Origin of the sequence: Arthrobacter sp. ISL-28 (assembly GCF_018613875.1) — a bacterium.
GTDB lineage: Bacteria > Actinomycetota > Actinomycetes > Actinomycetales > Micrococcaceae > Arthrobacter.
On sequence record NZ_JAGGPJ010000035.1, the window covers coordinates 1 to 19,342 of the forward strand.

Genomic DNA, 19,342 nt, shown 5'->3' on the forward strand with positions numbered 1-19,342 from the left:
AGAAACTCACCCTGGACGACCTGAAGAAGTTCCGCGACCACCTGCGGATCCCTGTCACGGACGAGCAGCTCGAAAAGGACCCGTACCAGCCGCCGTACTTCCACCCGGGCACGGATGCGCCGGAAATCAAGTACATGATGGAACGCCGTGCCGCCTTGGGCGGCGCCGTCCCGGAGCGGCGCTCCAAGCACTCCGACATCTCGCTGCCGGACGCGAAGACTTACGAGGTCGCCAAGCGCGGCTCCGGCAAGCAGCAGGCCGCCACCACCATGGCGTTCGTCCGGCTGCTCAAGGACCTGATGCGGGACAAGAACTTCGGCAAGCACATCGCGCCGATCATCCCGGATGAGGCGCGCACCTTCGGCATGGACGCGTTCTTCCCCACGGCCAAGATCTACAACCCCAAGGGCCAGAACTACCTGTCCGTGGACCGCGACCTCGTGCTGGCCTACAAGGAATCCGCACAGGGCCAGCTGATCCACCCCGGCATCAACGAAGCCGGCGCCGTGGCAGCCTTCACCGCCGCCGGCACCGCCTACGCCACCCACGGCGTGCCGCTGGTCCCGGTCTACGTGTTCTACTCCATGTTCGGCTTCCAGCGCACCGGCGACGCCTTCTGGGCCGCCGCAGACCAGATGACCCGCGGCTTCATCATCGGCGCCACCGCCGGCCGGACCACCCTCACCGGCGAAGGCCTGCAGCACGCCGACGGCCACTCCCCGCTGCTCGCCTCCACCAACCCCGCGGTAGTCACCTACGACCCCGCCTACGGGTACGAGATGGGCCACATCGTCCGCGACGGCATCGAGCGCATGTACGGCCCGGACTCCACGGACCGGAACCTGATGTACTACATCACGGTCTACAACGAGCCCATCACTCAGCCGGCCGAGCCGGAAGAGCTGGATGTTGAAGGCGTCATCAAGGGCATCTACCTGCTGGCACCGGCCAGGATCGACGGCCCGCGCACGCAGATCCTTGCCTCCGGCGTGTCCGTCCCCTGGGCGATCGAGGCCCAGCGGATCCTTGCCGAGGACTGGGGCGTCTCCGCGGATGTCTGGTCCGTGACCTCCTGGAACGAACTGCGCCGCGACGGCATGGCAGCCGAGGAAGAGGCGTTCCTGAACCCCGGACAGCCCGCACGGGTGCCGTTCGTGACCCAGCAGCTGGCGGGCGCGACCGGCCCGGTGGTGGCGGTCTCGGACTACATGAAGGCCGTTCCGGACCAGATCCGCCAGTTCCTGCCGAACGAGTTCGCCTCGCTCGGTGCCGACGGCTTCGGCTTCTCCGACACCCGCGCCGCCGCCCGCCGCTTCTTCAAGAACGACACCCACTCGATCGTGGTCCGTTCGCTGGAGATGCTGGCCCGCCGCGGCGAGGTTGACTCCCAGGCGCCTGCGCAGGCGATCGAGAAGTACCGCCTGCACAACGTCAACGCCGGCACCACCGGCAACGCGGGCGGCGAGTCCTGACAGCGCTGGTTGAGTCCATCGAAAGCGGATAGGCCCAACCAGCGGAGACTTCCCGTTCTGCAGACAAACGACGGCGACCCCCACCAAAAGGTGGGGGTCGCCGTCGTCGTCCGGGTCCTTTTGCAGTGCTGTGACGCACAGCAACTGCAGTTGTAGCCTTCGCACAAAATGGAGCTTGCAGGTCAGGCACCGTATGCTCAATGCATGCCCCAGCCAACCCCCGCCCCCGCAAAGCGTAAACCGGCGTCGCACAGCATGACGCCGGAAAAGACGGAGACCCTGAAGAAGCTCAGGGCCAGTGTTGGTCAGCTGTCCACCACCACCATGCGCCAGCTCGAAAAATCGTTGCCGTGGTACAGCCGGCTCAGCTCCGATGAACGCTCCGCACTGGGGCTCGTGGCCCAAAACGGCATCGCGGCGTTCGTCACCTGGTACGAGAGGCCTAGCTCCCCCTCCTGGATCCTCACAGACGTTTTCGGCACCGCGCCCACGGAACTCACGCGCTCCATCAGCCTCCAGAAGGCGCTCCAGCTGATCCGGATCGTGGTGGAAGTGGTCGAAGATCAGGTTCCGGTCATAGCACCCGAGGCCGACCAGCCGTCATTGCGCGAGGCCGTCCTGCGATACTCCCGCGAGGTGGCTTTTGCCGCCGCGGACGTCTATGCGCGGGCGGCCGAATCCCGGGGTTCCTGGGACACCCGGCTGGAGGCCCTGATCGTGGACGCCATCCTGCGCGGTGAAAACACGGACGCACTGCGGTCCCGAATCGCCGCCCTCGGCTGGAAGGCCCAGGAACGGTTCACCGTGATGGTGGGGAACTCGCCGTCGGAACCCAGCGCCAGCTATGTGAGCGAACTGCGCCGCATGGCCGGCCGGTACGCGGAGGACGCCCTGGTGGGGATCCAAGGCGACCGCCTCATCCTGATCCTTGGCGGCGTCCATGACCGCGAAACGGCCTATCTGAAGCTGAGTGAGATGTTCGCGCCCGGGCCGGTGGTGTACGGCGCGGAGGCGAGTTCCCTGCTCGAAGCGAGCGGATCGGCCCAATCGGCGTTCGCCGGGCTCACGGCCGCGCGGGCGTGGCCGTCCGCGCCGCGCCCGGTGGCCGCCGACGACCTGCTTCCTGAGCGCGTCATCTCCGGGGACGATGCCGCCCGCCGGTCGCTCGTGAAGAACATCTACCGTCCCCTCCTGGCCGCATCGAACGGGCTCGTGGAAACCCTGGGCACCTACCTGGAACTAGGGCATTCGCTGGAGGCAACCGCCCGCGAACTCTTTGTCCACGCCAACACGGTCCGTTACCGGCTCAAGCGGGTTTGTGACGTGACGGGCTGGGATCCGCTGCTCCCCCGCGAGGCCTTCGTGCTTCAGGCTGCCCTCGTCGTGGGGCGGCTTTCAGCCCCGCCAAAGGCCCCCGTGGAGCGCCAGCCGGCGCGGAATCAGAACTGAACCGTTGTAGACTTCCTACAAACTGACCCCGTGAGCTTGGTGTACGGAAACACCCTTGAATCACACGGTACTTTGGAAAGCTGGTTACGTGCTTGCAATCGTCTGCCCTGGACAGGGCTCACAGACCCCCGGTTTCTTGGCCCCTTGGCTGGAGCTGCCTTCCGTAGCAGGCCATCTGGCCTCCCTCAGCGAAATCGCAGGCATCGACCTCACTGCGCACGGGACAACCTCCAATGAGGAAACCATCAAGGACACTGCGGTCGCGCAGCCCCTGATTGTCGCCGCCGGACTCATGGCCGCCAAGGCCCTGTTCGACGTCGAGCTCAGCACCCTCCCGGTCATTCTCGCCGGACACTCGGTGGGTGAGATCACGGCCTCGGCCCTGGCCGGCGTGCTCACCGAAAAAGAAGCCATGACCTTTGTCCGTGAACGCGCCAACAGCATGGCGGCGGCCGCCGCCGTCACCCCCACGGGCATGAGCGCCGTGGTGGGCGGGGACCCGGCCGAGGTCCTGGCCGCTATCGAGGCGACTGGCGCCACGCCTGCCAACGTGAACGGCGCCGGGCAGACTGTCGCCGCCGGAACCTTTGAACAGCTCAAGGCCCTCGCGGAGAACCCCCCGGCCAAGGCCCGCGTCATTCCGCTCAAGGTGGCCGGCGCGTTCCACACATCGCACATGGCACCGGCGGTGAGCGCCCTCGAGGCGCTTCGTCCGGAGCTCCAGCCGCAGGCACCCTCAGTGCCGCTGCTGTCCAACTTCGACGGCCAGGAAGTCGCGGAAGGCGCCGCCGCCGTCGACAGCCTGATTGCCCAGGTCTCCCGCCCGGTCCGCTGGGACCTCTGCATGGAATCCCTCGTGCAGCGCGGCGTCACCGGCCTCATTGAACTGGCACCCGCCGGCACGCTGGCCGGGCTCGCGAAGCGCGGCATGCCCGGCGTCAAGACCGTGGCCGTGAAAACCCCTGATGACCTGTCCGCAGCCCTTGCACTATTCGCAGAACTGGAGGGACAGGCATGAGCGTTCCCACACTGAAGCAGGCACCTGTCAACGAGCACACGCGCATCCTTGGTATCGGCGCCTACCGCCCCGATGTGATCGTGACCAACGAGGACGTCTGCCAGTGGATCGACTCCTCGGACGAATGGATCCGCCAGCGCACTGGCATTGTCACGCGCCACCGGGCCTCCGCCGACGTCAGCGTGATCGACATGGCGGAAGGCGCGGCCCGCGAGGCCCTGGCCAAGGCCGGCATCGAAGCCTCCGAGCTCGGCGCTGTCATCGTTTCCACCGTGACGCACCCCTACGCCACCCCGTCAGCGGCCGCGAGCCTCGCTGACCGGCTGGGAGCAACCCCGGCCCCGGCCTTCGACATCTCCGCAGCCTGCGCCGGCTACTGCTACGGCATCGCCCAGGGCGACTCGCTGGTCCGCTCCGGCGCTGCCAAGTACGTCCTGGTGGTGGGTGCCGAGAAGCTCTCCGACGTCATCGACAACACCGAGCGCACCATCTCCTTCCTGCTGGGTGACGGCGCCGGCGCCGTGGTGATCGGCCCGTCCGAGACGCCGGGAATCGGCCCGTCCGTCTGGGGTTCGGACGGCAGCAAGTGGGACGCGATCGGCATGACGCACTCACTGCTTGATGTGCGGGAGTACTCCGCCACGCAGTCCGCATTGCACGCACATTCCGGGGCACGGCAGGCCAGCGCCCTCAGCTCTGAGGAAGCGGCCGTCACGGACGCCGCCATCTGGCCCACCCTGCGCCAAGACGGCCAGACGGTGTTCCGCTGGGCCGTCTGGGAAATGGCAAAGGTGGCGCAGCAGGCCCTGGACGCCGCCGGTGTCAAAGCCGAGGACCTCGTCGCGTTTGTGCCGCATCAGGCCAACATGCGCATCATCGACGAGATGGTGAAGAAGCTCCAGCTGCCCGAAACCGTGACGGTCGCCCGGGACATCGCCGACGCCGGCAACACCTCAGCCGCGTCCATCCCGCTGGCCACGCACCGGCTGCTGCAGGAACACCCCGAACTCAGCGGCGGTCTCGCGCTGCAGATCGGCTTCGGAGCCGGCTTGGTCTTCGGTGCCCAGGTCGTCGTCCTTCCCTAGGAATCCCCCATCAAACCGCAACCGCGGTTTGCCCCGTTTCCGGCAGCCCCTGCCGGCAATAACAAGAAAAGGAGCCATCAATGGCTAGCAACGAAGAGATCCTGGCCGGACTGGCTGAAATCGTCAACGAAGAGACCGGTCTGGCCACCGAAGCAGTGGAGCTGGACAAGTCCTTCACCGAGGACCTGGACATCGACTCCATCTCCATGATGACCATCGTGGTCAATGCTGAAGAGAAGTTCGGCGTGCGCATCCCGGACGAAGAGGTCAAGAACCTCAAGACCGTTGGTGACGCTGTCAGCTTCATCTCCAACGCACAGGCCTAAGCAGGCTTCCAGCCGCATCCCGGCTGAACTCGGCTGGCCGGCCCGCAAAAAAAACAAGTTTCGGGCCGGCCAGCCGATGCACCACCCCCAAATTTTCTCGCAGACCCCTCCGCACGCCCCCGACTCAGGCCTCCGGCCCTGCAGCACAGGACTCGGCACGCGCACCGACAGAGAGTGATCCCATGACACGCAAAGTAGTCATTACCGGTCTGGGTGCCACCACGCCCATCGGCGGCGATGTACCCACTATGTGGACGAACGCGCTGAAGGGGGTCTCGGGCGCCAAGACGCTCGAAGACGACTGGGTAGCCAAGTACGAACTGCCCGTCCACTTCGCCGCCCGGTGCTCCACGCCCGCCCTTGAGGTTCTGAGCCGCGTCGAGGCCAAGCGCATGGACCCCTCAACGCAGTTCGGCGTTATCGCTGCCCGCGAGGCGTGGGCTGATTCCGGCATCACCGACGTCGATCACGACCGCCTGGCCGTGGCCTTCGCGACCGGCATCGGCGGCGTGTGGACCCTGCTCGACGCGTGGGACACGCTGAAGGAGAAGGGCCCCCGCCGGGTCCTCCCGATGACCGTTCCCATGCTTATGCCCAACGGTGTGGCCGCCGCGGTGAGCCTTGACCTGGGCGCCCGCGCCGGTGCGCACACCCCCGTTTCCGCCTGCGCCTCCGGCACCGAGGCCCTGCACCTGGGCCTGGACCTGATCCGCTCGGGGAAGGCCGACGTGGTGATGTGCGGCGGCGCCGAGGCCGCCATCCACCCCATGCCCCTGGCCGCGTTCTCTTCGATGCAGGCACTCTCGCGCCGCAACGATGACCCCGAGGGCGCCTCCCGCCCGTACGACATGGGCCGCGACGGCTTTGTCATGGGTGAAGGAGCCGGCGCCCTCGTGCTTGAAGCCGAGGAGCACGCCCTGGCCCGCGGAGCACGGATCTACGGCGAACTGGCCGGCACGTCGGTGACGTCCGACTCCTACCACATCACGGCCCCGGACCCCGAAGGCCTCGGAGCCACGCGTGCCCTCAAGGCGGCCATGTTCGACGGCCGGATCCAGGCTGAGGACGTTGTCCACGTCAACGCCCACGCCACCTCCACTCCCGTCGGCGACAAGCCCGAGTACACCGCGCTGCGTGCCGCCCTGGGCACGCACGTGGACAATGTGGCGGTATCCGCGACCAAGTCACAGATGGGCCACCTGCTGGGCGCCTCCGGCGCAGTTGAAGCCGTTCTCACGGTACTGGCCGTGTACGAGCGCAAGGCGCCCCTCACGATCAACCTGGAGAACCAGGATCCGGAGATCCCGCTCGACGTCGTCACCTCCTCCCGCGAACTTCCCGCCGGGGACATCGTGGCGCTGAGCAACTCGTTCGGCTTTGGCGGCCACAACGCCGTCATCGCCGTCCGCAGCATCTGACTGTCCAATGATTAGCGAAGAAGCCCCCGCCGGTTGGCGGGGGCTTCTTCGTGCTATGGGGAGTGGCGGGTCAGCCGACCTGATGCAGCCAGCGGACGGGTGCGCCCTCGGCGGCGTGGCGGAAGGGTTCCAGTTCCTCGTCCCAGGCCTCGCCGAGAGCAAGGGACAGCTCGTGATAGACCGCCGACGGGTCGCCCGCACCCGACTCGTAGGCGTAACGGATGCGGTCCTCGGACACCATGATGTTGCCGTGGACATCCGTCACGGCATGGAAGATTCCCAGCTCGGGCGTGTGGGACCAGCGGCCGCCGTCCACGCCCTGGCTCGGTTCCTCCGTCACCTCGAAGCGCAGGTGCGCCCAGCCCCGAAGAGCAGACGCCAGTTGCGCACCTGTGCCCTGCACGCCGGTCCAGGACAGCTCCGAGCGGAACATTCCTGGCGCGGCAGGCTGAGGGGTCCACTCAAGATCTGTCCGCTTGTCCACGACAGATCCGATGGCCCACTCAACGTGAGGGCACAGTGCAGTAGGGGCCGAGTGAATAAACAGCACACCGCGGGTCATTACAACAGACATTCCATCCTCCATAGCTGTAGGTACGTCTTCCCCAACGACCTGCAATGGATGGAAACCTGGTGCTCCGGACGCCGCGTGGTGCCGGTGATTCCTGCCAATCTATGAAACTGTTGCCGGGCTTGCAAGCGAGCCAGAAGCCAAGGGCTTAAAGCACGACTTGAAAGTTGCCGGACATGGCTCTTATTGTGCCGTACCCCGTCTAATTACGCCAGTGCAATTCGGCGCGCCGCCGGGCGTAGCGTCGGGTGTGCTGCGGGGAGGGCGTTGACGCCCGGACAGGCGTGAAGTGCGAACCTACGCCCGGGGGTGGGCCTGCCGGTAGCTTTTGCGGAGACGGTCGACGGAGACATGGGTGTAGATCTGCGTGGTAGCCAGGCTGTTGTGGCCCAGGATTTCCTGTACCGCCCGGAGATCGGCCCCGCCATCGAGAAGATGAGTGGCAGCGGAGTGGCGCAGCGCATGGGGACCGGTGGCGGCGGTGTCCCCCAAGGCCTCGAAGAGGCCCTTGACCACGCTCCGCACCTGGCGCTGGTCGACGCGGGCACCGCGCGCCCCCAGGAACAGTGCAGGCCCGCTGGCAGCACCTACCAGCTGGCCCCGCCCGCGGCGCAGCCAGTCGTCGACGGCGAGCGCTGCCGGGAGACCGTACGGCACGGTGCGTTCCTTGTTGCCCTTGCCGAGCACCCGCAGGGTCCTGCGGTCCGGATCGAGGTCATCGACGTCCAGCCCTGCGAGTTCGCCGACGCGGACGCCGGTGGCATAGAGCAGCTCAACCATGGCGCGGTTCCGAAGCGCCATCGGGGATCCGTCCTGTGCTGCCTCGTTCAGTTCGGTGAGCAGCCGGACGAGCTGCTGCTGCTGGAGCACCCCCGGCAGGGAGTCCTCCTTCTTCGGAGCCTTCAGCCGCAGCGCAGGATCAGCGTCAACGAGATCCTCCCGGAGCGCCCAGGCGGTGAAGGTCCGTGCTGTGGCGGACCGGCGGGCCAGAGTGGAGCGGGAAATCCCGGCTTCGCTCTGGGCGCCAAGCCAGCGCCTGAGGGTTCCAAGCTCAATTTCTCCGAGCTCGCGGATGCCCTCTTCGGCCGCGTTTTCCAGCAGACTTCGGACGTCCGAGAGGTATGCCCGCACGGTGTGCGCTGAACGGGCCCGCTCTCCCGTCAGGTACCGCTCAAAGCCGCTGATGGAGTGGGCGAGCGCCGGCGGCAGTTCCTTGTTCTCCACCCCCTCACTGTCGCAGTATTTAGTGGACGATCAAGGATCCCGCCCGGCGAGCCGCGCGGGATGCCGCCTGCGTCCCACCGCGGGTCTCTGACCGTTGCCCGCCGGCGCACCCGGGTCGCGCTGCCGGCTGGTTGCTGGCGGAGCCGTGTGCCCTTCAGCCCGCATGTTTGGATCGCCTCCAGCCGCCGCTTTGGCACTCGGCAAGTCCCAGCAGGCCAAGCCTCCCGAGTCCCGCCCTCACCGACTCCGGTCCCAGGCCTGCCACGCTGCACAGTTTCTCCACTGAACTGGTGGACCGCAGCGGCAGGGCATCGAGAAGGATCAGGTCCTCCAGCGTCAGGCCGTCATGGACGGCGTTCCCGCCAGTCCTCGCCTCCGGCAGGGAGTCGCCGCTGGGGGCGGCCAGTTCAGCGATCTCCCCGGCGTCCGTGACACAGATGGCGCCACCGTCCCGCAGCAGCCGGTGGCAGCCCGCAGAGTTGGCGCTGTGCACGGACCCGGGCACAGCGCCCACGGCCCTGCCCAGCGATTCGGCGTGGTGGGCCGTGTTGAGCGCGCCCGAACGCCATCTGGCCTCGACGACCACGGTTACCGAGGCCAATGCTGCGATAAGTCTGTTGCGCTGGCAGAAACGTAGAATACATGTATGACAACCTCAGCGGCGATTTACTCCAGACAATCCGAAGACGTTAGCGAGGGCATTGCCAACCAGCGCAAGCGTTGCCGCTCCCTGATCGAAGCCCGAGGTTGGACCGTCGGTAAGGAATACACCGACAACGACACGAGCGCCGCCAAGCGTCGAGGCCCCGGCACCGCCTGGCACGCCATGCTGGACGACCTCCGATCCGGCGTCGCCGACGTCGTTGTCGCCGTCGACCTGGACCGTCTCCTCCGCTCCACCCGCGACCTGATTGAGATCACGGACACCGGCGCCCGCGTGCTCACGGTCGACGGCGAGATCGACCTCACGACCGCCGACGGCGAGTTCCGCGCGACTATGCTCGCCGGGATCGCCCGCTTCGAGATCCGCCGCAAGAGCGAGCGCCAGCGCCGAGCCAACGAGAGCCGCACCGCCAACGGCCGACCCGTTCCTGGACGCCGCCGCTACGGCTACGAAACCGACGGCGTCACTCCCCGCGAAGCGGAAGCCGTCATTGTCCGGCGCCTCTTCGCCCACGTCGCCGAGGGCGGCTCTGTTCGTTCCGCCGTGACCTGGCTGAAGGAAGAAAACGTCGACCCCGCGCCCGGCAAGATCTGGGTTTCGCGCCGCGTCCGCGATCTCCTGCTCAATCCACACTACTCCGGAAAGATAAAGCACCTTGGCGCGGTCATCGACTCCGACTTCGTAACACCGATCGTCGACGCCGACCTCGCCCAGGAAGTCGCCGCGATCCTCAACGATCCGTCCCGGCGCACGACACCCGGCCCCAAGCCCAAGCACTTGCTCTCCGGCCTGACGAACTGCGGCGTCTGCGGCGCCCCCATCTTCTACATGCGGACCTACCTCTGCCGCGTCTCTGCCGGACACACGTCGATCACGAAGAATCGCCTAGAGAACCGCGTCCGCGACGAGATCGCGAAGGCGTTTATCTCCGGTGGCCCGGCCCTCTTTCCGGCATCGCCGAATGGCTCAAGTATCTCCGCCCTGATCAAGGCGCACGAGAAGAACACGGCGAGCGTCGCCGCCACGATCCAGGACCGCGACGAGGGCCTTGTCCCGGTGAATATGGCCCGCGCGCGCCTGATCGAACTACGGGGCGCCCGCGAGGCTATCGAGGCCGAACTGGAGCGCGCTCGCTCCGAGAAGGGCGCCGCCTCGGCGTTGCTGGAGATCGCCCAGGGCCTCATCGTGAAGCCGTCCTTCGAGATGCACGAGTACGCCGAGATGAAGGAGACCGTCCTGGCCCGCTTCGACGACCTGGACCTCGACAAGCAACGCGAGATCGTCCGCGCACTCTTTTACATCGAGGTTCGGCCTGGGCGCGATATCGGCCGCGTGTGGATCGAGCACAAACTGGCCGCCCACCTGAACCCGGACGCCGACGCGGACGCCCGCTACTACGACGAAGACGCGGACCGCGTCAGCGCGGACGCCCTTCACCCGCGCTGGGCTGGCGGAGCGCCCATGACCCTCGACTCCTCCTCCGCCGCCTTCATGGACGCCGAAGCAATAGTCCGCGACGCCTACGCGGCCGAGTAACCGCCAACCACTAAGCCCCGTCTTCGCTTCGGCGTCGACGGGGCTTTGTCGTGTCCGGCGCCGTGTAAACGCCGGAGACGCCGCTGGCGCCTGGTGCCAGGCCCGTTTACACGCATTCCCCAGGCGCCGGAAGTGGTGAAGTGACGGCCCGACCCTCGATTCTTGTTAGTTGTCAAGAGAAGTTTATTTCTCGTAAAAGTAAGGAGAAATCCGTCCCCGAACGTCACTCCGCCACCGGGCGGCCCGATTGGGGGTAGTCGCGGCCCTCTCCTCCAGTGTGAGGAAAGGTCACGTTAACGACCCTGGCCCTCTCCTACAGTGTGAGGAGAAGTGGCGTTAGGCGTCCCCCGACCTGGCCCTCTCCTCCCTTGTGAGGAGAAGTGACGTTAGGCGTAACCCTGGCCCTCTCCTACAGTGAGGGAAGGGTCGGATCTGTTGTACCTCCGGCCCTCTCCTACAGTGAGAAGAAGAGTCACGTTCCACGTCCTGGCCCTCTCCTCCATTGGAAGGAACCTCGGACTCCTTCCCCTCTCGCTCCGCCCCCTGGCCGCCGTACCCACTCCGCTCCGTACCTGAGCGCGCCAGAGGCCGGAGCCCCCTCCCGTCCGTCGCCGCCTCCTGGGCCCGACGGGCCGCTCTGAAGGTCTTTCTCGGGGTTTACCTTCAGAGCGAAGGCGCCAGGCGCGCCGCTCCGATCGTGCTTTCTTGCCATTGTGCTGATCGTTGAGCGCCCGTCTGGTGCCTTCCTTCTAACCCCGTCCCAACATTCTTCCGACGTCGTCGACGCGAGCCAGGTGCTCGCCCAGGACGCCGACCGGACCGCCGCCCGCGAGCAGGTCTCGCCCAGGCAACCCCTAGTGCTCATATGGCACGCCCCCAGACAATCCCGCCCAGGCAGTGCCTCGGCGTCGGCGTCTCCGCTAGATGCGGTCCCTTCACCCCCCCTAAAAGTCTCAGAAGGAGACCCCCAAATTGGCTAACACATTCCTCACCGCCGACAACGTCGCCCGCACCGCTTCGGCGATCGTCGGCCAGGACATGAACTTGTCCGCACTGATCCACCGCGACCTCGAAGCCAGCTTCTCCGCTGGTAAGGGCAACGTCGTGAAGGTCCGCGTACCGGGCGCCGTCGTGGCAAATACTCGCGGTATTTACGATACGGCCACGCCGCTGACTAGCGATGAGATCGCCGAGCAGAGCATCGACGTAACCCTGACGGACCACGCCTACAACAACGTCGTGCTCTCCGAGGGCGACCTCGACCTGGAGATCGCCGACTACGCCCGCCAGGTTTTGAGGCCGCAGGCTACGGCCATTGTCAAGTTTGTCGAGCGCGCCGTCGCCACTGCCATGCAGGCAACGCCGGAAAACACCGCGCTCGCCTACGCGCGACTCCGGCGAAGACCTTCACCCAGATGCGCAAAGTCCTTCGTGACGCGGGTGTCTCCACTGACGCCCCGCTCTTCGCCGCTGTAGGCTCCGCCGTCTACGGCGACCTCCTGGACTCTGACGCGATCGACGAGAACGGCAAGGTGCGCGGCTTCCTGGTCGTCGAGTCGACCCGCCTCGCCGCTGACGAGATCGTCGGCTTCGTCAAGGAAGCCTTCGCCCTGGTCGTGCGAGCTCCCCAGGTTCCGGCCGGTGCGCCGTTCGGCGCTTCGGTCAACGAAGGCGGCTTCGCCCTCCGCTACGTCCGCTCCTTCGACCGCACCGTCGCGGCCGACCGGTCGCTCGTGTCGGCGTTCGTCGGCGTGCAGTCCCTTCCGTTGGCAGTGGACAACGAGGCCGGAGTTGTGAACCTGGTCGCTAACGGCGGCGCCGTCCGCGTACTGACTTCGACCATCCCGGCCTAGTCCCCTCGCTGACCTGGCGGCCTTCCCTAACCGGAAGGCCGCTGGGCCCTGGCGGCGGGCGGCTTCTCTTTTTCCATCCACCCGTTACTAAACAAGAAGGACCCTCATGGCCCACGTTTTCAACTGTCAGATCTGTGGCTCCACGTTCGAGGCAAGCCGCGTCGACGCCGTCCAGTGCTCCCAGGCGTGCCGCCAGTCGGCCTTCCGCGCCCGCCAGGCCGTCGTCAGCGCCCACAACGCGGCCGCCGCGGATCTCCTCCGACGTCAGACCGCCGCCCTCAGTGCTGGCGCCGACCCGGTCGCCCTGGCGGCGATCGCCCGCGAAGCCGAGACACTCTTCGCCGACGTGTAAACGCCGGAGAGGGCGGTGCCCAGGCGTCCCAGCCCATTGCCAGGACGCCGAAAAGGAGCTCCGCCACTTCCCAGGGTGAAGAGTTGTGCAAGCGGTGGTGGTTTACCTCTCGAATCCTTTGCTTGTACGAGAGATCTCTTTTCTATGCGGACTAAGGGTACGAGTGAAGAAACACCACCGCTTGCACAACTATTCACCCTCCCCGTCACACCCTCCAGCGCCCGGCACCCGTCCGACGTTCCTTCGGCATGCTCCGCAAACGCGGACCGCCCCCACGAAAGCCCCCCATGACCCTCTCCCACGCACAAACCGCCGATCTCCTCTCACCCAAACGGGCCGATACCCTCGCTGGCGCGGACGTGATCGGCTCCAAGGTCGTCGCGAACGTCGCCGCCGCGATCCTCGTGGACCGTGGCTACCGTGAGTCGTTCGCCACCGGCGCCCAGCGCGTCTACCAACTGACGCCCGACGGCGCCCCCGTCCGGGTACGCTGGGCCGACCTCCAGGCCGTCGTCGCCGACCTCGTCGACGAGCTCCTGGTCGAGCTCCTCTCCGGCGCTCCCGCCGACGGCGACGGCGCCAAGCGCGCTACCGCGCTCCGCAAGGCCTTGAAGGGCCAGGACAAGGCCCCCACCGGCTACCGGCGCGCCGTCGCCCGCGACGCACGCGACCGCCTTACGGCCATGACCGACGACGAGCTCGACGCCGCCGAGGACGCCCAGCGTGCCGCCGCCCGCGAGGCTCGCGCCTCCCGCCCGTCCCTGGCGCCGGAAGCCGTGACCGTCCAGAAGGCGACGTCCGCGAAGCGCCAGGCAACCCGCGAGGAGGACCTGGCCGCGACCGCCGACCTCCTTAGCAAGTGGGCCCCCGGCCTCCCCGCTGGCCGCCACCTTCTCGGCGACGTGTGGACCTCCTGGGACCACACAATCCAGGCGAGCGAGAAGCTCCGCGCCGCCGACCACGGCGCCCGCCGCATCGGCCGGAGCCGCTTCTACGAGCTCCTCGCCCGCGACTTCAGCGTCGTCAACGGCGGCGCCCGCCAGCGTTACCTCGTCGTCGCATAACCTCGGCGCCACCCCAACCCCCCTCCAAAAACCCCACAGGAGCCCCCCGCAATGAACCCGACACCCGCCCCCAGCCCCGTCGTCGCCCAGCCCGTCCAGGTCTGGTGCCCAGGTTGCCACCGTAATAAACCCGCCACCGACTTCCGCAAGGACCACGACTCGTTCCCTCCGCGTGACAGTCGATCCAATTGCCAGGGATGCCGCCGCGCCCGCAAGCAGACCCGCCGTGAAACGGCAATGGTTCACGGCGTTTGCGAGATGCCGGGATGCTTGTCCCCGGTGGTCGCCAAGTTCAAGTGCGACCTCCACTACGGGCTCGACCGTAAGCACGTTGCCAACAAACGCGCCCGCCGCTCCATCCAGCGCCGGGCCGACGCCGTAGCCCACGACGCCGCCCTGGCCTCGGCATGACCGCCGTCGAGCGGGCCGCCGCCCTGGGCCTGACCGGCACGTCCGCTCTCGTCTACGTTCTCTCCTCGATCACCGGCACCGTCGACCTCCACTTTGAAAGATCCCGCGCATGAGTACCCGAACCCCCACCGCCCCAGAGTCCCGCACAGCCTGGAAGGTCCTGAGCCGTGCCAAGTTCCGCGCCCTCTGGGTCCCTCTGTGTGAGTACACCGCCGCTCGCGCCACTGAGGCGCCGGTCGAGGTACGCTCGCCTTTCTCGGCGTCTGAGTGGACCGGACTGACTACCGACGAGCGTTGCGCCCACCTGAGCTCTAAGGTGTGGGTAATCGTCAAGGAGGGCATGCCGCCCTTACCCCCGGCCATGAAGGACCCCGTCCCTACGAGGGTCGAGGCCAGGCTGGCGCGGGAAGCATCCACCCCCCGCCGCCCGTACCAGGCACCCACCCGCCAGCCCTTCCAGTCCGGCGCCAGGGGCGGGCTTGCCCCAGCCCGGCACCCGTACCCAGCCAAGGCCAACGGCCAGGCGCCGGCCTGGACTCCGGCACCGGCGCCGGTCTGGGCCTACGCCGAGACCGAGGCGCCCGCGCCCGCCGTCGTCCCCGCTCCGGCGCTGGCTCTGCGCTATGTGGCGGCGTGCCAGGTCTGCGACGCTGAGGTCTGGGTCGCTACCGCCAAGGCTAAGCGCGTCTTCTGCGAAGACCACACGCCGAGGCAGACCAAGGCGCGCGACGACGACTACGAATACTAGACCGTCTCCCCCCAGGCGGGCGGCCCGCTCTCGCGGCGCCCGCCCAGGGGTGGGGAGGGACTCCCGGCCCCCCCTCCCTCCTAGCCCGAACTGGCTGAGCGTCTCCCTGTCCGCGCGAGTCTGGGGCTTTTTTCTAATGAGCCCGCCTTCCGCCTCGCGGACAGTGCCGGAGGCCCTCAACAATCCCCCTGGCATTTGTGAGAGCACCCTCGGCCCTGGCCCTCTTCTCATTTGCCCTGCCGGGGCTCTCGTCCCGGCGTCCCGTTTACACACTCTTGAAGGAGACTCTCCATTGTCTGAACCAACGAAGATTTGCCGCGTATGCGACGAGTCCCGCGCCGAGCACCAATTCCGGAAGCGTACCGGAGGAGCCCGCCAGGCTGTATGCCGGCGTTGCACGAAACGCGGCGCCAGGCACACCGCCTGGCTCGCCGCCCGTGCTGAGTGCCTCTTAACGCCCTCTCTGCGCCCATAACAAAAGGCCCTTCTCCCAGCCTAGGAATGACTTCCCAGGCCGCGAGAGGGGCTTTTTCGTTGTCCAGCATGGCTCCGATCGACATTTCACCTACCGAGCCCGTCGGATTCCGGGCGACTTTCGTTATTCAGCCGGAGAAGGCTGACCAGGACTGGAGGGCTTGGTCAAGGAACAGCAGCTCCGAGTGCAGCATCGCCGTCGATGCCGCCTCGTACGAAGGGCCTGCACTTTACTCGTCCGAATCTTCTCCCGCTTCCTCGTAGCGGTACTCGTGAGGGAGCCTTCTGAGCTCCCTTATGATCAAAGGCAGCGTGATGATGCCAAGCACGACAACAGCTACGGATATCACCACATGGTCCTGGGTGGGCTCCCGCAACAGGAGAATCGGCACCCCGATCATCGCGCTCACAACCCCGACGATCCCAGTCGACCAGTAGATCCTGGAGCGCAACTCCTGCGGGTGAATCCAGGGCTTCATACTCTTCCGCTTTCAGCCGTTACCGAGGGTAATAAGTCTTGAGGCTGATCGTAGCGTGATTGGGAGCTTGACCATAGGAACAGCTCGTTGGAGGCAGCTACCTGTTCGAGCTCCTCCTGCATGGATAGGATCGTACGCCTTGCGTGCGAGAGGGGCCTTTTGTATTTGCCAGATAGGGTGCAGAAACAAGCACTGTTCAAATAGTGGGGGATCTATGAAAAAGCAAGCCATCACCGGCGCCACATTGCTAGTCGCCGCTCTTCTGTCCGGTTGCGGCGGAAGCGGAGGAGGCACCGCCTCTACTCCACCGAGCGCCACGGCGACGCCCACGCCGGTCGAGACAGTCACAGTAACGGCAACGCCGACACCGTCGTCGATTGCAACCAGTGGCAATTACGGAGCCGATCTCGCCGCCCTGGGCGTCGTGCCTGACACCGTCCAAGGCTTCGCCGACCACATGAAGGAACAAATCTGCGACCAGACCGGCACGAGCTTGGGCGTGGCCGTGCGCTCCATCGGCGGCAACGAATCCGGCGGCGGCATCGACGGCGTCCGCCTGACGGTCGCCTACTTCTGCCCTGAGAAGTCTCAGGAAGTCGAGTCATACCTGGAGTACTTCAACCAATAAACGGCTCTACAGGAAAAGGCCCCTCTCACTACCCAGGGAACAACTCCCAGACCGCGAGAGGGGCCTCTCTGCATTTGTCATAGCGCCGCGCGCTTCTAGAGCATGACCATCCTCAGCGCGTCTGGATCATCAGGCGAGATCGTGCGCAAACCGCCGTAAGCCTTTCTTTGCCAACGCTGCCCACTCCCGTCCGTGAACTGAACCTCGCGCTCCGGATGCCACTCTTCGCTGTAGAGGGGAGTCACCTCCTCGCGGAAGCCCCCCGGTTCAATTGCGGGCCAAGTCTTAGAGATCTGACTGACGGCCGTCTCCGCGCCCTCCTCATTTGGCATGGGTCGTTGCACTACAGACACCATCAAAATCGGCTCGTCGCCGCCATTGTGAACCTTCCATCGAATGCCGCGCCCCTCATAACCCCTAATACTCTCGGGGCCAATGTAGGTCTTCTCGGCAATGACGGTGACCTTCGCAGCCAGTCGCCTCTTCCGCGCCTCCGCCTCGTCGGACTGTTGTTGGCGGAATAACGCCCGATCGGCGGCCGCTTCCTCTCGATCTGCTTTCGCTTCAAGCCTCTCTGCATCCAGGCGCTTACCGTCACGGCGGCCGACGTAAAGCGCCCACGCAACCGCCCCAATCGTCCCAGCCGCCGCGAACCAATCAGGGAGGGAGCCCCAGTCCTGCAACGCCATAAATGCCCCAATATCCACGCGCCTATCTTAGCGGGCCCTCTCCGGGATACATGCCGCGGGGCGCCCCCTCTCGGTCTTTCCTGTCAGCGGCGTTTGGCGGATTCCTGGGGTTGAGATAGCCCTGCGTTTCTTGGGCTCCGGCCCAGGACTGTGACAATGTGGTCGACTACTGGAAGTCCGCGCAAAATGGATTCCATCTCACGCTCCAGTTTTTGCATTTCCAGCGTCTCCTGCTTATTGCGATTATCTAAGGCCGCCAAATTTTCAACGCGTTCTTTCAAAGTCCAATATTTGTCCGCATACGCGGACACTTGAGCTTCGGTGAGCGTGTCCTCCGAGCGGTAATTATGGGTCGTGTATCCGTGAAGAGTCACATCCGAACTGCCGCTCAAGCGACCTTCAAGACGCGAAAGACGAGACACAACCTGCTCCAGGACTTCTGCGACAGCAACTCCACCTTCGGCATCATCGGCTCGTATCTGGTTGAACAACTCGAAGCTCGTAAGCGGCGTCACCAGTTCGTCGGCGTGCATCAGTGCGTACTCCGCGTATTCGCGGAGGAGTGCGACCGCATCCTCAACCGAGGCAAGGTCAGTGATGTCATAGAAGATCGTGCGCTGATCGACAATGTCGAAAGGCACGTTTTCGCCTTTTGCTATAAGGTGCACGACTGGCTTACGCCAGCCGTGGGCTATTGCCAGTTCATAAAAAACATTTGGATTGTGCCCCGTGAGATCGGCAATAACGAGGTCCGCCTCGTAAAGCTTTTTAATGACGTGCTGACCTATGGAATCAGGGCTCTTTCCCTCATCGGCGCGATGAACGTCCCACTCGTCAGCAGTCAGCGCTTCACGGAAGATGTACTTCAGAGCGTAATTGGCCCTTCTATGCACTTCCGTGCCCGGCGCTCCGATGGGCGAGACAACAAACACTGACTTGCGCTGTGTTTGCGCGGCAGTCGTTGAATTGGGCTGCGGCGATTTGTTTGTCATGGCTCAAATAGTACGGGAAGACCACGACCGTCCATTTATTCCGACGCATAGTGGGAGGCGAGTGCACCCACCCGGGCTGACGCAGCGGCGGCGCAGTATGGATCGAACAAGGCAGAGTGAGCCCCGCCGGAGGGAGAGTTCGAACAACCGGAGCAGCCGCAATGCATGTAATTTGCTTTTCTGTTGCAGGAACCGGTAGCGGGTCGGCGCCGATCCCGGCGGAACCTCGGCGAGGACGGCTCCCTGGTTCGCGACGGCCCTGAGCAGGTCCTCGTTGCCTGACGGGTAGAAGCGGTCCACTCCCCCGGCCATCACGGCGATCGTCGGCATGGTGCCCGAACCGCCCGCCAATGCGGCCCGATGCGCGTGCGCGTCGATACCGTACGCACCTCCCGACACCACCGTGAATCCCCGCTGTGCCAGCGAATAGGCAAAGTCCCCGGTCACTGCCGCACCGTAACTGGTGCTGTCCCGGGAGCCGACCAGGGCAATCGACTTGGCCGCCGGGGGGATTTCCTGTTCGATTCCACGCCACCACAGGCAGATCGGCGCCTGGATGCCGAGGTCACCCAACTGCCCGGGCCACAATTCGTCTCCCGGAATGATCAGGCGGCCGCCGAGCCGCTGCATGGTGGCCAGGTCGCGTTCCGGAGCCAGGTCCTGGATCCTGGGCGCCCAGCGCTTCAGTGCCGCGGCCATCCCAGCCCACGAAGCCGCGGCTCTGTGTTCTGCCAAGACCCCGGTAATTTCCTGCTCCAGCGCAGGACCGTAGCCAAGCTGCCCCGTGGCAATTCCCAGCGCATCCAAAGCACCGGTGACATGCACCAGCGCCAATCCTGCCGCATCCTGCGGCTCCATCAGTCTGGACAGGGCGGCGCGTGCAAGTCTG

At 65.8% G+C, this 19,342-nt stretch carries 19 protein-coding genes and 2 pseudogenes; 14 read left to right on the plus strand and 7 right to left on the minus strand.

Annotated elements, in window-relative coordinates:
- From J7E80_RS20275 to J7E80_RS20300, 6 genes are all read left to right on the plus strand, one after another.
- Positions 1 to 1,472, plus strand: a 1,472-nt coding sequence (locus J7E80_RS20275) for a transketolase-like TK C-terminal-containing protein (RefSeq protein WP_396020819.1), incomplete at its 5' end; no start/stop codon positions are given.
- Positions 1,473 to 1,676: 204 nt separating this feature from the next.
- Entirely contained in the window at positions 1,677 to 2,921 is a 1,245-nt protein-coding gene (locus tag J7E80_RS20280; protein WP_215054024.1) for a CdaR family transcriptional regulator, read from the plus strand.
- Positions 2,922 to 3,009: 88 nt separating this feature from the next.
- Entirely contained in the window at positions 3,010 to 3,939 is a 930-nt protein-coding gene (locus J7E80_RS20285) for an ACP S-malonyltransferase (RefSeq protein WP_215054025.1), read from the plus strand.
- Entirely contained in the window at positions 3,936 to 5,024 is a 1,089-nt protein-coding gene (locus tag J7E80_RS20290; protein ID WP_215054026.1) for a beta-ketoacyl-ACP synthase III, read from the plus strand. The genes J7E80_RS20285 and J7E80_RS20290 overlap by 4 nt, the downstream gene beginning before the upstream one ends.
- Positions 5,025 to 5,104: 80 nt before the next feature.
- Positions 5,105 to 5,350, plus strand: coding sequence for an acyl carrier protein (locus tag J7E80_RS20295; RefSeq protein ID WP_214840220.1), 246 nt, complete (start codon positions 5,105 to 5,107; stop codon positions 5,348 to 5,350).
- 182 nt (positions 5,351 to 5,532) lie between these two features.
- Positions 5,533 to 6,768 carry a beta-ketoacyl synthase gene (locus J7E80_RS20300; RefSeq protein WP_215054027.1) on the plus strand — a complete coding sequence of 412 codons (1,236 nt, stop codon included), beginning with the start codon at positions 5,533 to 5,535 and terminating at the stop codon, positions 6,766 to 6,768.
- Positions 6,769 to 6,838: 70 nt separating this feature from the next.
- Here J7E80_RS20300 and J7E80_RS20305 read toward each other — a convergent pair whose 3' ends face one another.
- The 3 genes and pseudogenes from J7E80_RS20305 to J7E80_RS20315 all read right to left on the minus strand — a co-directional run.
- Entirely contained in the window at positions 6,839 to 7,342 is a 504-nt protein-coding gene (locus J7E80_RS20305; protein WP_215054028.1) for a DUF3145 domain-containing protein, read from the minus strand.
- Positions 7,343 to 7,636: 294 nt separating this feature from the next.
- On the minus strand, positions 7,637 to 8,563 hold the full coding sequence (locus tag J7E80_RS20310) for a tyrosine recombinase XerC (protein WP_215054029.1): 927 nt from the start codon (positions 8,561 to 8,563) through the stop codon (positions 7,637 to 7,639).
- Between the two features lie 154 nt (positions 8,564 to 8,717).
- A pseudogene (locus tag J7E80_RS20315) lies at positions 8,718 to 9,197 on the minus strand (DNA-processing protein DprA); the annotation flags it as partial.
- A 12-nt stretch (positions 9,198 to 9,209) separates the two neighbouring features.
- Here J7E80_RS20315 and J7E80_RS20320 point away from each other — a divergent pair.
- From J7E80_RS20320 to J7E80_RS20350, 7 genes are all read left to right on the plus strand, one after another.
- Positions 9,210 to 10,763 (plus strand): recombinase family protein, encoded by a 1,554-nt coding sequence (locus J7E80_RS20320; RefSeq protein ID WP_215054030.1) that lies wholly within the window; start codon positions 9,210 to 9,212, stop codon positions 10,761 to 10,763.
- Between the two features lie 972 nt (positions 10,764 to 11,735).
- Positions 11,736 to 12,239 carry a P22 phage major capsid protein family protein gene (locus J7E80_RS20325; RefSeq protein WP_215054031.1) on the plus strand — a complete coding sequence of 168 codons (504 nt, stop codon included), beginning with the start codon at positions 11,736 to 11,738 and terminating at the stop codon, positions 12,237 to 12,239.
- Positions 12,179 to 12,616 carry a hypothetical protein gene (locus J7E80_RS20330; RefSeq protein ID WP_215054032.1) on the plus strand — a complete coding sequence of 146 codons (438 nt, stop codon included), beginning with the start codon at positions 12,179 to 12,181 and terminating at the stop codon, positions 12,614 to 12,616. The genes J7E80_RS20325 and J7E80_RS20330 overlap by 61 nt, the downstream gene beginning before the upstream one ends.
- Before the next feature lie 106 nt (positions 12,617 to 12,722).
- Positions 12,723 to 12,968, plus strand: a complete 246-nt coding sequence (locus tag J7E80_RS20335; RefSeq protein WP_215054033.1) for a hypothetical protein — start codon at positions 12,723 to 12,725, stop codon at positions 12,966 to 12,968.
- A 287-nt stretch (positions 12,969 to 13,255) separates the two neighbouring features.
- The gene (locus J7E80_RS20340) at positions 13,256 to 14,032 is read left to right on the plus strand and encodes a hypothetical protein (protein ID WP_215054034.1); all 777 of its coding nucleotides are present in this window, start codon (positions 13,256 to 13,258) and stop codon (positions 14,030 to 14,032) included.
- A gap of 51 nt (positions 14,033 to 14,083) precedes the next feature.
- Positions 14,084 to 14,443 carry a hypothetical protein gene (locus J7E80_RS20345; RefSeq protein ID WP_215054035.1) on the plus strand — a complete coding sequence of 120 codons (360 nt, stop codon included), beginning with the start codon at positions 14,084 to 14,086 and terminating at the stop codon, positions 14,441 to 14,443.
- 109 nt (positions 14,444 to 14,552) lie between these two features.
- On the plus strand, positions 14,553 to 15,191 hold the full coding sequence (locus J7E80_RS20350; protein ID WP_215054036.1) for a hypothetical protein: 639 nt from the start codon (positions 14,553 to 14,555) through the stop codon (positions 15,189 to 15,191).
- A 704-nt stretch (positions 15,192 to 15,895) separates the two neighbouring features.
- Here the strand turns inward: J7E80_RS20350 and J7E80_RS20355 are convergent.
- The gene (locus tag J7E80_RS20355) at positions 15,896 to 16,144 is read right to left on the minus strand and encodes a hypothetical protein (RefSeq protein WP_215054037.1); all 249 of its coding nucleotides are present in this window, start codon (positions 16,142 to 16,144) and stop codon (positions 15,896 to 15,898) included.
- Between the two features lie 214 nt (positions 16,145 to 16,358).
- On the opposite strand from J7E80_RS20355, the gene J7E80_RS20360 reads away from it, so the two are divergent.
- Positions 16,359 to 16,772, plus strand: coding sequence for a hypothetical protein (locus tag J7E80_RS20360; protein WP_215054038.1), 414 nt, complete (start codon positions 16,359 to 16,361; stop codon positions 16,770 to 16,772).
- A gap of 95 nt (positions 16,773 to 16,867) precedes the next feature.
- Here the strand turns inward: J7E80_RS20360 and J7E80_RS20365 are convergent, their stop codons facing one another.
- The 3 genes and pseudogenes from J7E80_RS20365 to J7E80_RS20375 all read right to left on the minus strand — a co-directional run.
- A complete protein-coding gene (locus J7E80_RS20365) occupies positions 16,868 to 17,479 on the minus strand; it encodes a hypothetical protein (RefSeq protein WP_215054039.1) in 612 nt (203 codons plus the stop codon).
- 65 nt (positions 17,480 to 17,544) lie between these two features.
- Entirely contained in the window at positions 17,545 to 18,453 is a 909-nt protein-coding gene (locus tag J7E80_RS20370; RefSeq protein WP_215054040.1) for a hypothetical protein, read from the minus strand.
- Between the two features lie 179 nt (positions 18,454 to 18,632).
- Positions 18,633 to 19,311, minus strand: a pseudogene (locus tag J7E80_RS20375) (DNA-processing protein DprA); the annotation flags it as partial.
- Positions 19,312 to 19,342 lie beyond the last annotated feature (31 nt).

Excerpts from the sequence above, each read along its gene's own strand:
- J7E80_RS20360 (WP_215054038.1), top strand. The coding sequence starts at position 16,359 with ATGAAAAAGCAAGCCATCACCGGCGCCACATTGCTAGTCGCCGCTCTT.
- J7E80_RS20345 (WP_215054035.1), top strand. The coding sequence starts at position 14,084 with ATGAACCCGACACCCGCCCCCAGCCCCGTCGTCGCCCAGCCCGTCCAG.
- J7E80_RS20320 (WP_215054030.1), top strand. The coding sequence starts at position 9,210 with ATGACAACCTCAGCGGCGATTTACTCCAGACAATCCGAAGACGTTAGC.
- J7E80_RS20280 (WP_215054024.1), top strand. The coding sequence starts at position 1,677 with ATGCCCCAGCCAACCCCCGCCCCCGCAAAGCGTAAACCGGCGTCGCAC.
- J7E80_RS20300 (WP_215054027.1), top strand. The coding sequence starts at position 5,533 with ATGACACGCAAAGTAGTCATTACCGGTCTGGGTGCCACCACGCCCATC.
- J7E80_RS20340 (WP_215054034.1), top strand. The coding sequence starts at position 13,256 with ATGACCCTCTCCCACGCACAAACCGCCGATCTCCTCTCACCCAAACGG.
- J7E80_RS20370 (WP_215054040.1), bottom strand. The coding sequence starts at position 18,453 with ATGACAAACAAATCGCCGCAGCCCAATTCAACGACTGCCGCGCAAACA.
- J7E80_RS20330 (WP_215054032.1), top strand. The coding sequence starts at position 12,179 with ATGCGCAAAGTCCTTCGTGACGCGGGTGTCTCCACTGACGCCCCGCTC.
- J7E80_RS20350 (WP_215054036.1), top strand. The coding sequence starts at position 14,553 with ATGAGTACCCGAACCCCCACCGCCCCAGAGTCCCGCACAGCCTGGAAG.
- J7E80_RS20305 (WP_215054028.1), bottom strand. The coding sequence starts at position 7,342 with ATGTCTGTTGTAATGACCCGCGGTGTGCTGTTTATTCACTCGGCCCCT.
- J7E80_RS20355 (WP_215054037.1), bottom strand. The coding sequence starts at position 16,144 with ATGAAGCCCTGGATTCACCCGCAGGAGTTGCGCTCCAGGATCTACTGG.
- J7E80_RS20295 (WP_214840220.1), top strand. The coding sequence starts at position 5,105 with ATGGCTAGCAACGAAGAGATCCTGGCCGGACTGGCTGAAATCGTCAAC.
- J7E80_RS20290 (WP_215054026.1), top strand. The coding sequence starts at position 3,936 with ATGAGCGTTCCCACACTGAAGCAGGCACCTGTCAACGAGCACACGCGC.
- J7E80_RS20335 (WP_215054033.1), top strand. The coding sequence starts at position 12,723 with ATGGCCCACGTTTTCAACTGTCAGATCTGTGGCTCCACGTTCGAGGCA.